The 14,371-nt window shown below is 51.0% G+C and carries 11 protein-coding genes; 8 read left to right on the forward strand and 3 right to left on the reverse strand.

Annotation, left to right across the window (positions count from 1 at the left end):
- Positions 1 to 16: 16 nt before the first annotated feature.
- Together DFR27_RS00865 and gshB are read right to left on the reverse strand one after the other, a co-directional pair.
- Positions 17 to 871: an energy transducer TonB gene (locus tag DFR27_RS00865; protein WP_121875569.1), complete on the reverse strand. Its 855-nt coding sequence runs from the start codon at positions 869 to 871 to the stop codon at positions 17 to 19.
- A gap of 7 nt (positions 872 to 878) precedes the next feature.
- Positions 879 to 1,829, reverse strand: coding sequence for a glutathione synthase (gene gshB, locus DFR27_RS00870; RefSeq protein ID WP_121875570.1), 951 nt, complete (start codon positions 1,827 to 1,829; stop codon positions 879 to 881).
- A gap of 181 nt (positions 1,830 to 2,010) precedes the next feature.
- Between gshB and pilG the strand changes: the two genes are divergently transcribed.
- The 8 genes from pilG to DFR27_RS00915 are packed head-to-tail and all read left to right on the forward strand — an operon-like array spanning position 2,011 to position 13,629.
- Positions 2,011 to 2,409, forward strand: a complete 399-nt coding sequence (gene pilG, locus DFR27_RS00875; RefSeq protein WP_121875571.1) for a twitching motility response regulator PilG — start codon at positions 2,011 to 2,013, stop codon at positions 2,407 to 2,409.
- A gap of 33 nt (positions 2,410 to 2,442) precedes the next feature.
- Positions 2,443 to 2,820 (forward strand): twitching motility response regulator PilH, encoded by a 378-nt coding sequence (pilH, locus tag DFR27_RS00880; protein ID WP_121875572.1) that lies wholly within the window; start codon positions 2,443 to 2,445, stop codon positions 2,818 to 2,820.
- A gap of 9 nt (positions 2,821 to 2,829) precedes the next feature.
- Positions 2,830 to 3,399, forward strand: coding sequence for a chemotaxis protein CheW (locus DFR27_RS00885; RefSeq protein WP_121875573.1), 570 nt, complete (start codon positions 2,830 to 2,832; stop codon positions 3,397 to 3,399).
- Between the two features lie 50 nt (positions 3,400 to 3,449).
- A complete protein-coding gene (locus DFR27_RS00890; protein ID WP_121875574.1) occupies positions 3,450 to 5,537 on the forward strand; it encodes a methyl-accepting chemotaxis protein in 2,088 nt (695 codons plus the stop codon).
- 16 nt (positions 5,538 to 5,553) lie between these two features.
- Complete coding sequence (locus DFR27_RS00895) at positions 5,554 to 6,369, forward strand: CheR family methyltransferase (protein WP_121875575.1); 816 nt, start codon at positions 5,554 to 5,556, stop codon at positions 6,367 to 6,369.
- A 14-nt stretch (positions 6,370 to 6,383) separates the two neighbouring features.
- Complete coding sequence (locus tag DFR27_RS00905) at positions 6,384 to 12,269, forward strand: hybrid sensor histidine kinase/response regulator (RefSeq protein WP_121875577.1); 5,886 nt, start codon at positions 6,384 to 6,386, stop codon at positions 12,267 to 12,269.
- On the forward strand, positions 12,269 to 13,147 hold the full coding sequence (locus tag DFR27_RS00910; RefSeq protein WP_121875578.1) for a chemotaxis protein CheB: 879 nt from the start codon (positions 12,269 to 12,271) through the stop codon (positions 13,145 to 13,147). Before DFR27_RS00905 ends, DFR27_RS00910 begins: the two co-directional genes overlap by 1 nt.
- Positions 13,135 to 13,629, forward strand: coding sequence for a chemotaxis protein CheW (locus DFR27_RS00915; protein ID WP_121875579.1), 495 nt, complete (start codon positions 13,135 to 13,137; stop codon positions 13,627 to 13,629). Before DFR27_RS00910 ends, DFR27_RS00915 begins: the two co-directional genes overlap by 13 nt.
- Here the strand turns inward: DFR27_RS00915 and DFR27_RS00920 are convergent.
- Positions 13,626 to 14,366: a 16S rRNA (uracil(1498)-N(3))-methyltransferase gene (locus DFR27_RS00920; protein ID WP_121875580.1), complete on the reverse strand. Its 741-nt coding sequence runs from the start codon at positions 14,364 to 14,366 to the stop codon at positions 13,626 to 13,628. The genes DFR27_RS00915 and DFR27_RS00920 overlap by 4 nt on opposite strands.
- Positions 14,367 to 14,371 lie beyond the last annotated feature (5 nt).

Consider the following 14,371-nt stretch of genomic DNA (forward strand, 5'->3'; position numbering starts at 1 on the left):
ATTTACCTACTAAAACTTACTGTGTCCCCAAACGTCCTGAGGGTTCAAAACGCCAAGTTCGAATAATATCAAGTTGGTCCGTTGAACTGCGAATTGAATCCGGGAATGGTGGATAAGGAGCTGCCTCGCGAACGATATCCATGGCTGCTCGGTCTAACACTTGGACTCCGGAGGACTGTAATAGTTCGACTTTTTGTAGTGAGCCATTGGCTAATACGCTCACTTTTAAGCGTAGATTACCGAACAGTCTTCTTGCCCTTGCTTCTGGAGGGTAGTTGGCGTTTCCGTAATCTTCCACCTGCTGGCGCCAGCGTTCAAGGTACGCCGCATCGGCCGCCGCTTTGGTGGAGACCGAAGTCAGGGTCCTGACGCGCGGGCGTTGAGCGTAAAGCTGTTGGAGCTCGTGAACGCGAGCCTCGAGGATGGCTATTTGCGGAGATAGTGAACCTTCACCAATTTGAATGCGCTCAGCGCTAAGGGGAGTGGGTGCTTGAGCTGGCAGCAGCATAACGAAGCTACTGCTCTGCCGCCAAGCATTAGCGAGTTGTGCGGAGTCGTTGGCCCGTTGTCCCAGCTGTTGGTCGTTCGCACGGCCTTGCTCGGCAATTTGTTGCAATTGCGCCGCATTCAGCTCTAGGGCCTCGTCTTCGGAACCGGCACCCTGTTGCGAGGACTGAGCGAGAAAATCCGCCTCGTCAGGGTTTTCCTCGTTTCTGACGGCCACGGTAACGCGCATTTGGCTGGTCTCAAGTGAGTGTTCTGGAGCGCTAATGTGGATACCGAAGATCAGTGCAGCGTGGATGATCGCAGCGATAAAAACGGTAAATCCCAGGCGGTCGCCGGCACCAATTTGAGGGGCTGTTGCTGCCATCTTGCTCCTAGTTGTCTCGGTCTTGTTCAATTGCAATGATCAGCTTTTCAGCAATATCGATGTCATAGCTGGCTTCGATTTCGCGTAAGCAAGTTGGGCTGGTCACGTTGATCTCGGTGAGGTAATCGCCGATCACGTCCAAGCCAACAAATAATAACCCTTTTTCAACAAGCGACGACGCGACCTGGCTCGCAATCCAGAGATCTCTTTCCGAAAGTGGTTGTGCTACGCCGGTTCCGCCGGCGGCTAAGTTGCCCCGCAATTCGCCTTGGCTGGGTAGTCGAGCCAAAGCATATGGAATAACCTCGCCGTTAACAATGAGAATGCGTTTGTCGCCCTGCTTGATCTCCGGCAGGTAGCGTTGCGCCATAATCGGAGTTTTGCCATGTTCGGTGAGGGTTTCAAGTACCACGCCAATGTTAGAATCACCCTCTTTGATCCGGAAGATGCCGCTGCCACCCATGCCGTCGAGGGGCTTGAAAATAGTGTCGCCGTGTTGCTGGTGGAAGGCGCGGAGCTGTTTGGCGCTAGAAGCCACCATTACCGGCGGGCAACACTGCGGGAACCAGGTGGCGAAGAGTTTTTCGTTGCAGTCCCTTAGGCTCTGCGGTCGGTTCACAATGAGCGTTCCTTCTCGCTCGGCCATTTCGAGCAGGTAGGTGGCATAGATGAAGTTCATATCGAACGGTGGGTCTTTGCGCATCAGCACCGCGTCCACCTCTGCCAGTGGGCGGGTGACTTCATTCCCCAGCTCGTAGAAGTGATTAGGGTCTTTGAATACTTCGAGTGGCTGCATGGTTGCCATGGCGCGGCCGTCGGCTAGAAACAGGTCTTCGGGTGTAAGGTACCAGAGGTTGTGGCCGCGCGCTTGCGCTGACCAGAGCATTGCCAGGCTGGTATCTTTCTTGTAATTGATGCTTTCAATTGGGTCCATGACGATGGCGATATTTAGACTCATGCGGTCCTCACTGTTAAGTAGTGCTCACTTTCATGCTGAAAAGTGAGGCAATCTTGGTGCTGTTTAGTAATTGAGTAGCTTGTTTCTAGATTAACACGGAAAAATCTGTTAAAAGATAGGTAATCATAAGAGGTTAGTAAAAACCCTCAGTTCTAGCATTATAGAAAACAAGGATCTTACCATGAGCGTAAGTTTAGAAAACGTTAAGGTCATGGTCATCGATGATAGTAAAACCATTCGCCGTACCGCGGAGACCCTGCTTGCTAAAGCTGGGTGTGAGGTGATTACTGCGGTCGATGGCTTTGACGCACTTGCCAAGATTGCCGATAGCCGCCCCGATATCATTTTTGTCGATATTATGATGCCGCGTTTAGACGGCTATCAAACCTGTGCCTTGATCAAAAATAACAGTGAGTTCAAAGGAACGCCTGTGATTATGTTGTCATCCAAAGATGGCCTGTTCGATAAAGCCAAAGGCAGGATTGTTGGCTCGGACGAATATTTGACCAAGCCATTTGGCAAGAGTGAATTGATGAATGCGATACAATCGCACATCAACCCAACCGAGAAGTCAGCTTAAGTTGACCTGTTTTACCGATAAGAGAATTGCATTGTGGCTAAGATTTTAATTGTAGATGACTCACCAACAGAAACTTACAAGTTCCGTCAGATCTTGGAGAAGGCTGGGCATGAAGTGCTCGAAGCTCATTCCGGCGAAGATGGCGTGAAGATGACCAAGGCGAACTTCGTAGACTTGGTTCTTATGGATGTTGTAATGCCTGGTTTAAATGGCTTTCAGGCTACTCGTCAACTATCAAAGGATGCGGCGACTTCTGAGGTGCCGGTAATTATTGTGACCACCAAGGATCAAGAAACGGATCGCGTCTGGGGCAAACGCCAAGGCGCGGTGGGTTACTTAACTAAGCCTGTTACCGATACCGTGTTACTCAAAGCCGTCGAGCGCGTGCTTTCTGGCGAAGTGCTGGTATAAGGTCACCTAATGAGCACAGACACTATCGCTTTCGATAATCTTCTCGCTGTAGCGCAGCACAGCCTCCGGCACGCAGCAGGTTTGCCCGCTCAGATTGAGCGTCGAACCTACTGGAGTGGGGTTGGCTTTGAGCTAATGGGTGAGCGAGTTGTCGTGGCCTTGGATGACGTGGTTGAAACGCTTGAGTTACCTACACTTACGCGCCTACCAGGCGTTCAGCCTTGGGTTCGCGGTGTAGCTAACGTTCGCGGTCGCTTGCTACCAATTACTGATATTGCAAAATTGTTGGGTGGCGAGCGCAGAAAAGGTGCGAAGAATCGAGTGTTGGTCGTCGAGCAAGGCGAGTTGTTTGCAGGGCTGTTAGTGGATGATGTGTTTGGCATTCAGCATTTTCCGGAGGACGAGATCCTCGGCGAAGCATGTGAGAATGAGCATCTAAAACCCTACGTAATTGGTGCTTATGCGGCAAAAGACAATGTTTGGTCGGTGTGTTCAATGAGAGAGATTCTCAGTAAGTCCAATTTTATGAGTGCTGATCAGCGCTCTATGTTAACCATTAATAATAACGAGCCGTCGTAATAGGCGTGCAAGGTGTTAAGTAAAGGCGAGGCGAAGCCAGGAGCTTAAAAATGAGGAAACAGAGTACTGGAGCAGGTAAGGGTCAATTAATTGGCTTAGTAAGCTTCCTGCTAGTGATTGTCTTAGGTGGGGTAGGCTTTGGCTTCTTCATGCTGAGTGAGTATGAACGTCAAGATGCTGCAGCGCGTCAGCAGTTAGCGGATTTACGCGCTGACTCTTTGGCACTGGTTGTGGCGTCTCAGGACTCATTGGCGGGTCAGGAAGATGCATTTTTGCGTTTGTCTGGCTCCTCTCAGTCGCTTAATCGTAACTGGCAGGGCTTGCGAGATAAATTGGCAGCACAGCGAGTGGATGCCGAGCAGTTAGCGTTAGTGTCACAGAATTCCGATACAATTTATTCTGCGGCCACATCCTTGGATGCTAACCGGGACACTATTTTGTTCCTTCATCAGGTTGCTTCGCGCTTGAATGAAACAATCCCGCTTCTTCAGCAAGAGTACAACAACGTCGTTGAGTCTCTGCTTGAAGAGGGAAATGACGCTCAACAGGTTGCTCTGGCTCAGATGCAGTCTTGGCGTGCGGAGCGTATTGCTCGTAACGTTGATAAAATGCTCGCGGGTACCGCCGATGCCGATGAGGCAGCTGATGTATTTAACTACGATGCCAGCTTGTTTGGAGAGGTTCTTAACGCCCAGCTAGATGGTAGTATCGCCTTGGGTATTGCGCCTATCGAAGATGAGTTCGCACGCGAGTCATTGGTTGAGATTCTTAGCTTGTTCTCATTCGTAGATGAATCAGTTGATGAGATCTTTGCCGCAACACCTGCACTGCTTGAATCGAGAGCAGCAGGCACTGACGTATTGAATACATCGCCAACTTTCCAGACCCAGCTCGATGAGTTGAACGCTACGATTAATGAGTTAGGTGGTATGCGAGCCATCAACCAGCAGATGGTTACCATCGCTGCAGCCGTTGCAGTTGGTTTGATGATGCTGATCGCCTTGCTCTATAACCGCCGAAGCGCGGATCGCACCGCAACCGTGGAGCGTGAAAACGAGCGAAACCAGAACGCGATTCTGCGTTTACTTGATGAGCTTGCGGATTTGGCAGAAGGTGATTTGACCACTACAGCAACGGTAACGGAGGATTTTACCGGTACCATTGCGGACTCGATCAACTATACCATTGACCAATTACGCGAACTTGTCACGCGGATTAACAACACGGCAACCCGAGTAACCAGTGCGGCGCAGACCACTCGAGCTACCGCCTTGACGCTAGCCGAGGCATCGGACCACCAGGCCCAAGAGATTGCGGGTGCATCTGCGGCGGTAAATGAGATGGCCGTTACCATTGATCAGGTATCTGCGAACGCGGCAGAGTCTGCTGGTGTAGCGGAGCGATCGGTATCGATCGCAGCGAACGGTGCTGAGGTTGTACAGAGTACTATCTCCGGGATGGATAACATTCGTGAGCAGATTCAGGAATCATCGAAGCGTATTAAGCGCCTTGGTGAATCGTCGCAGGAAATTGGTGATATCGTATCCTTGATTAACGACATTGCCGATCAGACGAACATTCTGGCTTTGAACGCTGCTATTCAGGCATCGATGGCGGGTGAAGCCGGTCGAGGCTTCGCGGTTGTTGCGGATGAGGTTCAGCGACTAGCAGAACGTTCAGCAAACGCAACGAAGCAGATTGAGGGTCTGGTAAAGACCATTCAGAACGATACCAATGAGGCGGTAGTCTCAATGGAACAAACCACTGCAGAGGTGGTAAACGGTGCAGCTTTAGCTGAACGAGCCGGTGTATCGCTGGAAGAAATTGAAAGCGTATCGTCTAACCTAGCTGAATTGATTCAGAACATCTCCAATGCGGCGCGTCAGCAGGCAGCGTCAGCAGGCCATATCTCTACCACGATGAACGTGATTCAGGAAATTACTGTACAGACTTCGCAGGGTACGAGTGACGCGGCAGACTCTATTGGCCAGCTGGCTGAAATGGCGGTTGAGTTACAGGATTCGGTTGCGGGCTTTAAGCTTCCAAGTGATTTACCTGAAGAGATTCCTGAAGATGCTATCGACGAGCTCATTGACCTTGCAGAAGAAGAGACTGCAGCGCCGACAGCCATTGGTTAGGGGCTAAGTCTAAGTTTTGACGAATATTGATATCGCTCGGTGGGAGGAGTACCTCGAGCACCGAACAGGCGTTTTTCTGAGCGCGCGTTCGGCACATGTGAAAGGTGCTGTAGCGCGTCGCATAGTCGCCTCGGGCGCTGCTAACGAAGACGCCTACTGGGAGCTCATGCAGGGCCCCGGCGCAGCATTAGAGTGGTCGCTTTTGGTAGATGAACTCGTTGTTAAGGATACGCGTTTTTTTCGCCATCGCGCGTCCTTTGAGTTTTTGCGGGAGCATATCAACGGCCGATTAGCCGATGGCTCTATTGGGCCGCTCTACAGTCTTTGGAGTGTTGGCTGCTCGTCAGGTGAAGAGGCTTGGTCGCTGGCTATGGTCGCTAACGATTGCTTTAATCTTGCGGTTGAGCATGAGGGTTACTTCGCAGTTCAAGGCACCGACGTTAGTATGCAAGCAATTAGCCAGAGTCGTGAAGGTGATTACGGGCAACAGCAGGTTGGCCAGCTAACAACCGGTGAGCGTGCACGCTATTTAGAAGCGGTGGAGCGTCGCTACCGAATCGCGCCGGAACTGCGGCAGCGAGCTGCCTTTAATGTTGGCAATATTATCGAAATGAGCAGAGATGGGCTTAAATATGACGTCCTGTTCTGTCAAAACCTGTTGGTTTACTTCCGTAAGTGGAGGCGCCGTCGAGTACTTGATTTAATGGTCTCGAGAATGAATGTTAACGGCTTGCTGATTATTGGTCCTGGAGAGATGACCCAATGGCAGCATCCGAAGTTACGATTCGTTGGTAAGGGTGATGTTGTCGCTTACCAAAAAATAATAGAATAAAAAAGGTAGATGTTATGGCGGTTGACCGTAACTTCACAGCACTGGATTGGATTTCATCCGAACTAGACGAAGTACTAAATGCTGCAACGGGCGCTTTGAACCAATGGTTGCAAAAGACTGACGATGAAGCGCAGCTGCGTTTCTGTCTTAGTTACCTGCACCAATCCGCTGCAAGTTTGCGAATGGTTGAGTGTTATGGGGTCGCAGTGCTGGCCGAGGAGCTAGAGCTTCTTTGCCATGCGATAATAAATAGCCGAGTAGCCGAAGTGAGTCGAGCCACGAGCGTTTTGCGCAAGGGCATTGAAAGCTTGCCAGCATTTGTTAAAGTCGCGGTGGCAGAGCGCGCCGATGATCCGTTACCCCTGTTGCCAATTCTCAATGACATCCGTGCTGTTCGATCGCACAACCTCTTTAGTGAAACGCCAATATTTCTCCCCGATCTTGCTCCGCTAGAGCTGGCTTCACGCACGCATGTTGACCCCCGGTTTGATGATGCAACCCTTAAGGGGGCCATCGCGAAGCTGCGTAAAATGTATCAGTACGCATTGCTTGCGCTGTTGCGAAAGCAAGACCAAGAAAAGGCAGCTACCTACCTAGTTGAAGTGACGCTTCGGGTATCCACCATTACCAAGCAGACAGCCGTGTCGCCAATTTGGGACCTAGCATACCTGCTCGCTTGTCGCCTAAAAGAGGGAGAGGCTAAGCCCTCGGATGCCCTGCTTTTTGTCCTGCGACAACTTGATCGCTACCTTAAATTCATCGAACAATACGGAGCGAAAGCGCTCACAGAAATGGCACCTAGAGGTTTGATTAAGAACCTTCTCTATGAGGTTGCGCTCCTCAACACGCCATCCGATCATCTTGATTCTGTGCGAGAACAGTATGGCTTAGTAAACGCATTACCTCGCCTCGAGGTAGACGATGAATCTGGTAACGCTTGGCCAGTACTCAGTGCCGTTGACCGCCTTAGGATTGTGGCGGGAATCCGACTTGAGCTGAATGACGCTCGACGTACTTCCGAACAGTATAATCACTCAGACTTAGCGGCTACGCAAAGGCGGCTAATCGGCGCGCTGCGCCGAGCCGCTGATGCCCTCTCGCTATTAGGCGAGGGCAAGCATGCGGGGCAGTTAGAGTCTATTCTGAGAAATATTGTTAGCGACGAAGTGAGTGATTACTCCATCACGATTCGGACGATTGATGTCGTGCTGGAACAGTTGTTAAAGATTGAAGCCGGTCGCCCTTCCCATGAGCTTGTTGAGCGAGATGCTCAACAGTACCGAGCTGTGGATGAGGCGCTTACGGGATTGGAAAATTGTAAAGATGCTATAAGTCTATTTATTGCTCAACAATTCAATCCAGACGCCATAGGTCCAGTCCCGAAACTCCTTACCGATGCGCGACTATGTTTGGAAGCTGCCGAAGAGCTCGAAGCTGCACGCGTGCTGGGCGCACTTGCTAGGTACGTCGAGGAAAAGCTCGCTCGTGAAAGCCAGGTAAATTGGGATCAACTAGACACCCTTGCGAGTGCCATCACTGCGATTGAATACTTGGTAGAGAGTGTTAATGCTTCAGCGGCCGAACGCACACGATTAATTCTTCAAGCACAGAACGATGTTGCGGAATTGGGCTATGCCGTAGCACCGATTTCGTCAGCAATCGACTTGTCGAAGCCGCCTATTGATACTAATGAGATACCGCAGTTAATTAGCCCGGCCGAGAACGACAGCAACGCGGATAACGAAGCCAACACCTTCGGCGAGCCAGATAGCACCCCTATTGAGGCTTCAGCAGATACCGAAGCAGCGCAGGTGTCCGAAGAGATGCCGTCAATCGCACGCCCAGATATTGATGAAGAGATTCTAGAAATCTTCTTAGAGGAAGTGGAAGAAGTACTCGAACAGATTGATATTCATTTTGCCGCTTGGCAGCTTGATCGAACTGACCGCTCTTCCTTGACCGAGTTTCGTCGTGCTTTCCATACCCTAAAAGGCAGTGGCCGAATGGTCGGGGCGGAAGCGCTAGGCGAGGTTGCTTTTGCCGTGGAGGATTATCTGAATCGACTCCTCGACGGCGCTGTCTTGCCCTCCGATCAAGGCGTGGCATTTATTCAAGGCGTTCGCGACTTGGCGCCGCGCTTAGTTGATGCCTTTGCTACCGTGCAACCCGATCCGGATTCGGCACTACAAAGACGCTTGGTTGATGTCTCAGAGTGTTTGAAAAAGGAAGATTTAGAGGCGGCGGCTGCGCTACTAGCGGTTGAGCCTGAAACACATTCAGAGGAGCTACCTGCGTCAGACGTAGTCCCAGATGAAATTGATCATGAGTTGATCGGAATTTTCGTTGCTGAAGCTGGTGTTCACCTCGCTGCGATTAAAGCCTTTATTGCTGAGGTTCGCAGTACCGAGCCACTTGAGTACGTTCCCAGTGAGGATGTGCGCCGCGCACTTCATACTCTCAAAGGCTCGGCGTATATGTCTGAGCTTAAAGATCTGGCCGAGGTTGCGGCCCCCGTGGAGCGCTTAACGAAGGCTCTCATCGCACATCAAGTAAAAGTTGATAAGGCTTTCACAGATTTACTCGCGGGTGTAGTGACCACGATTGAAGCATTAATTCCGGAGGTTGTAGCGGGGCGATCGGTTGCCGATTTAATTGATCAAGATGCGCTGTTCGCAATGATTGAAGGGCTTCATGACCGTTGGATTGAACCTATTTTAGGTGGCCTCCCTGGACAATTCCATAGCTCCAATCCAGAATTTATTGCGCTGATTTCTTCACCGGCCATCGATGCCCTATTCGATGCCGAAGACATTGTTGATGATTGGGTTGATGGTGATAGCGATGGCGCCATTCCTAAGCTCGTTGAGGCCACTCAAGCGCTTTATGAACTTTCGCTGAAGACCAATGAGGAAGCTCTGTCCGGCTTTATGGCTGGACTCATTAGCTTGCTACAAGATGCTAGGTTATCTCGAGATGACGAAGCCACCGTGTTCGGACTTCGCCACCTTTGCGATACGCTGATCGATCGCATTAACCAGCTCGTAGCCAGTCAAAAAATGACGCCTATAGACAGTGAGCTCGAGCTCATTGAAGAGCTTATGTCGCGCTTGAAGCAGGCTTCTGAACTGTCGACTTCTGAAACAGAGGATAATCCTACTGAGCCACCTGTTGATCCAAGCTTAATCACTCCCCTTGAGCTCGTGGGTGAGCACGACGAGGAGCATGAAGAGCCACCTGCTCATGAAGTGCCGGAAGACGAAACTCAAGCGCTCAAAGCGCATCATGAAGCGTCATCCATGCCTACGTCTGCCGTAGCTGAAGTAAATCATGAACCTCCTAACGACGCCTCAAACGAGGCCGAGTTTGATGATTCGCTGACTATTGAGGCTCAGCCGGATAGTCAGCTCGAGCACTGTCATTCGGAACCCTCCACAGTGGCTGAAGCGCCTTCAGGCTCTGGAGAGCTAGATGTTGACGCAGCGATGTTGGAGATTGATGCGGAAATTCTCGCGCTGTTTGTTGATGAAGCGGAAGAATTGGTGGTATTGCTAGATTCGGCTGCCGACCAGTGGAGTCAGGATCCTGCAGCAACGGCGCCTAATGAAGATATTCAGCGCCACTTGCATACCTTCAAGGGTAGTGCTCGCATGGCTGGATTGAACGTAGCCGGTGAAATCGCACACGATTTAGAGAGCTGGCTCATTCGATACTTCAGGGTGGATGTTCCGTCAGCCGAGCGAGGCACATTAACCACGGCTATTGACCAGCTTCGATATAGTGTAGAGCAAAGTCGTATCTGGCTGGGTAGCCAGAATTTTAACCTTATTCAGCGTATTGTCGAAGGCGATTCGAGCCTAAGTGCGGTTTCCGCAGCTGGGGAAGTAAGCGAGTCATCCCCTGAAACAGTGGATGAAAATGCACTAACGGTTATTGGGGATGAAGGTAACCAAGCGCTAAGTAAACTTGTTGAAAATACCGCTTCTCAGAGTACCAAGTCAGCCGCAAGCTTCGCTGACCTTGGGGCTGCTACGCAGTTTGAACACAAAGCGCCGCAAGAGGTGGTTCGCGTATCGTCCACGCTACTAGATGAAATGGTCAACCTGGCCGGCGAGACGAGTATTGCCCGTTCGCGAGTTGAACAGCAGGTTACTGACTTTGCCTTTAACTTGGACGAAATGGATAACACCATTAACCGCCTGCGTGAACAGGTTCGCCGCCTAGATATTGAAACCGAGGCACAAATTCTATTTCGTCAGGAGCAGCTGGCAGAACTGGCTAGTTTAGAGGGTTTCGACCCGCTCGAGATGGATAGGTATACCACCCTTCAGCAGCTCTCTCGGTCACTGTCTGAGTCGGCATCGGATCTGCAAGATTTGAAGTCATCGCTACTGGATAATGCCCGAGACACGGAAACGCTATTACTCCAGCAAGGTCGAATTAATACCGATCTTCAGGAAGGCTTGATGCGAAGTCGAATGGTTATGTTCTCGCGTCTTGTACCGCGATTAAGACGGGTAGTTCGCCAAGTTTCTTCAGAGTTAGGAAAGCCGGTTCGTTTAGAGCTGGGTAACGTGGAAGGCGAACTCGACCGAAACATGCTTGATAAGATGGTTGGTCCGTTAGAGCACATGCTTCGAAACGCCATTGATCATGGTATTGAAGATGCCGCCGCTCGTGCAGCCAATGGCAAGGATGAGGAAGGTGTTATCCGTATCTTTGTGGCACGCGAAGGTGCGCAAGTTGTTATCGGCCTCGCCGATGATGGTGACGGCATTAACGTTGAGCGAGTTCGTCGCAAGGCGATTGATTCGGGGCTGCTGGCAGATTCCCAGGAGCTCAGCGAACAGGAAATTTATCAGTTTATCTTCCGCCCTGGGTTCTCTACTCGCGATGACGTGAGTCAGGTTTCTGGACGTGGTGTTGGCCTTGATGTGGTTGCGCAGGAAGTGCGTCAGCTTGGCGGTCAAATTGAGGTATTCTCAGAGCGAGGTCAAGGTTCTCAGTTTGTAGTGCGGTTACCATTTACCTTATCAGTAAACCGCGCGCTGATGATCACCGTGGCGGATGATACCTTTGCGTTGCCACTATCCAGTGTAGAGGGTATTGCCCGAATTGAGCCCGCGCAGTTGAGAGCGCTTTATAACAACCCAGAAGCCAAATTTAATTTCGCCGATAACGAGTACGATCTCCGTTACTTAGGTGAAGTCATGGGCTTGTCGGCACAGCCGCAAAGCATTGACGATACGGGTGCCATTCCATTGGTACTAGTCAAAACCGATGATCATCATTTTGCGATGCACGTGGATCAGCTCCACGGTTCGCGCGAAATTGTAGTGAAGAGTTTAGGGCCTCAGTTTGCATCAACCCCAGGGCTAAATGGGGCAACCATCCTGGGTGATGGTACCGTTGTTGTGATCCTTGATTTGGTGGCGATGCTACGTGCCGATCTGGCCCTTGGCTATGAAAAGCATGCGCATGATCTACTTGAGAGTTCAGTTGCGTCGAGAGAAACGCCGTTGATCATGGTAGTGGATGATTCGGTAACCGTACGTAAAGTGACCAGTCGTCTTCTCAATCGTGAAGGCTTCGACGTGGTAACAGCTAAAGATGGTGTTGATGCAGTGCGTCAGCTCCAAGATGTGGTGCCCGATGTCATGCTACTTGATATCGAAATGCCGAATATGGATGGCTTCGAGGTGGCGAGAACGGTTAAGACCTCGGTGAGATTGAAGCATGTCCCCATTATCATGATTACGTCGCGTACCGGTGAAAAGCACCGTGAGCGGGCGAAGGAAATTGGGGTGGAAGACTATATGGGTAAGCCATATCAAGAAGATCGACTACTCGCGCAGATCAGGGAGTTTCTATCTGAGCGCGCGGGGTTGGCAGAGTTTAACTGATGGACAAGCCACTGATTGGATTGCTTGCGAACGATTTGTTGGCGCTATCCAATCAGCGCGCGATTGCGAAGGCGTCCGGGTTTAAGGTGGCGTTTAGTGCTCATATTGATGATGACTGGACGCCCAATGACAATCACAAAGAAGTGGCTTGCTGGCTTCATGGGCGAGCCAACGAGGACGCTACATCATTGGCGGTATTAGTCAGTGATGGCCAGTTACCAAGCCTCAATACACGAGGCTTCGATAATTGGGTAAGCAGGCTAAAGCAGCTTGATCAGCATGGATGTCAATCACTCACTAAGTTGATTATTCTCGCCGCGTCAACAGGTGGCCCACAGGTTATCGGCCAGCTACTCGCGCAGTTACCTGTGATTGAGGACGCCGCGCTACTTGTCGTTCAGCACCAATCAGTGGGTGCTGAACGTTCGATGATTGATCAGTTTTCGAAACAGGGGCGTTGGCCAGTGGTCGCGGTTCAATCGGTCAGTCAGCTAGCTGGTGGCTATGTCTATGTACTGAGTGCAGAAGATAAAGTTACTTTTGGTAGCAACCTGACTTTGGCACGATCTAGCACCCCGTGGAGCGGGAAATTTGCTCCCTCGATTGATCACGTAGTCGGTTCTGTTACTAAGCGGTTTCGAGGCCAGAGTTTAGTGATTTATCTCAGTGGGCTGAGTGGTGAGGGACCAAGCGGTGCCCGCCTAGCTCAGGGAGCTGGTGCTACGATTTGGGTGCAAGACCCCGCTTCAGCGGTAGCTGACGGAATGATTAATGATGTTAAAGCAGTAATTAACGTTGAAGCACAGATTCATCCTAATGATATCGCGGATGCTGTGATCAACTGGACAGTAGAAAGGAGACCTCAGTGTCGTTTGTAGATCATCCATTATTGGAAAAGCCGAGCGCCGACATCCCTACACTTCTCATGAGTCTGGGTGAAATGAGCGTGGCGCTACCGACGATGTCCGTTGCGGAAATCGTATCTGGAGTGACTATTCGACCGGTAAAGGATGGCCCCAAATGGCTGGCGGGTGAGGTGCGCTGGCGGGAGCGAGCGGTACCATTGATTGATCTACAGTACTTGGCAACCGAGCGCGAATTCGATTACCAAGACGGAGCGCCTATCGCGGTACTCAACAGCGCCGGTGGGAGTGATCACTACCGATTTTTCGCCATTCGCTTGCAGACCGTGCCACGGATCTTGCGACTTATGGCACCGGATTTAGCCGCGGTTGAAAACGTCACGCTTCCCGGTATGACGATGGCACTGCAGATTCACGAACAGCAGTATTGGCTTCCGGACTTGGTTGAAATTGAACAGCACTGGATTGAATATGTGGAGCAGCTTGCTAAGCGCTAAGTGAAGTCGCCGTAAAACTGCTGGAGAATGGATAGCGCAACGATAGGGGCGGTTTCAGTTCGCAGCACCCTCGGACCGAATAATACGGATCTAAAGCCAACACTTTCAGCCAAGCTAATTTCCTGCTCGGAAAGACCACCCTCAGGGCCAATCAATAGTGCAACACTTCGCGGCGTAATCGTGCTGTCTAGTTTAGTGGCAGATCGGTGGTGAAGAACAAGCTTTAGATCGAACTCACCGCCCATGGATGGAATGAGTTTTTCAGTCGCTGTGGGCGTTGCTACTACTGGGCTATGAAACCGGCCACATTGTTCGGCGGCAGCATCCACAATCCCTTGCCAACTCAATTTTTTCTTTTCCTGTCGCTCACCTTTTAGCTTGAACTCACTACGTTCGGCAATCATGGGGATAATGCGATTGACGCCCAATTCAGTTGCTTTCTGAAGCGCATAATCGAAGCGATCGCCCTTCGAAATGGCTAAGCAAAGGGTGATATCAAGAGGCGATTCCAGTGAGGCATTGCCCCATTCTGAGATGTCTATGGCGGCAACTTTCTTGCTGGAAAGTGTCCCTAAGTTACCGCGCGCGAAACGTCCATTGCCATCGAAAACTTCAACAGCTTGACCGGGCTTAGCACGAAGCACTTTAAGCAAGTGATGGCTAGGCGCAGCCGAAAGCTCGAGCGTGCTCGCCGAAGGCGATAACGCTCGATCCAGTAGCCGAATTAACCTAGCCATTCAGC

It is taken from the genome of Umboniibacter marinipuniceus (genome assembly GCF_003688415.1).
Taxonomy (GTDB): domain Bacteria; phylum Pseudomonadota; class Gammaproteobacteria; order Pseudomonadales; family DSM-25080; genus Umboniibacter; species Umboniibacter marinipuniceus.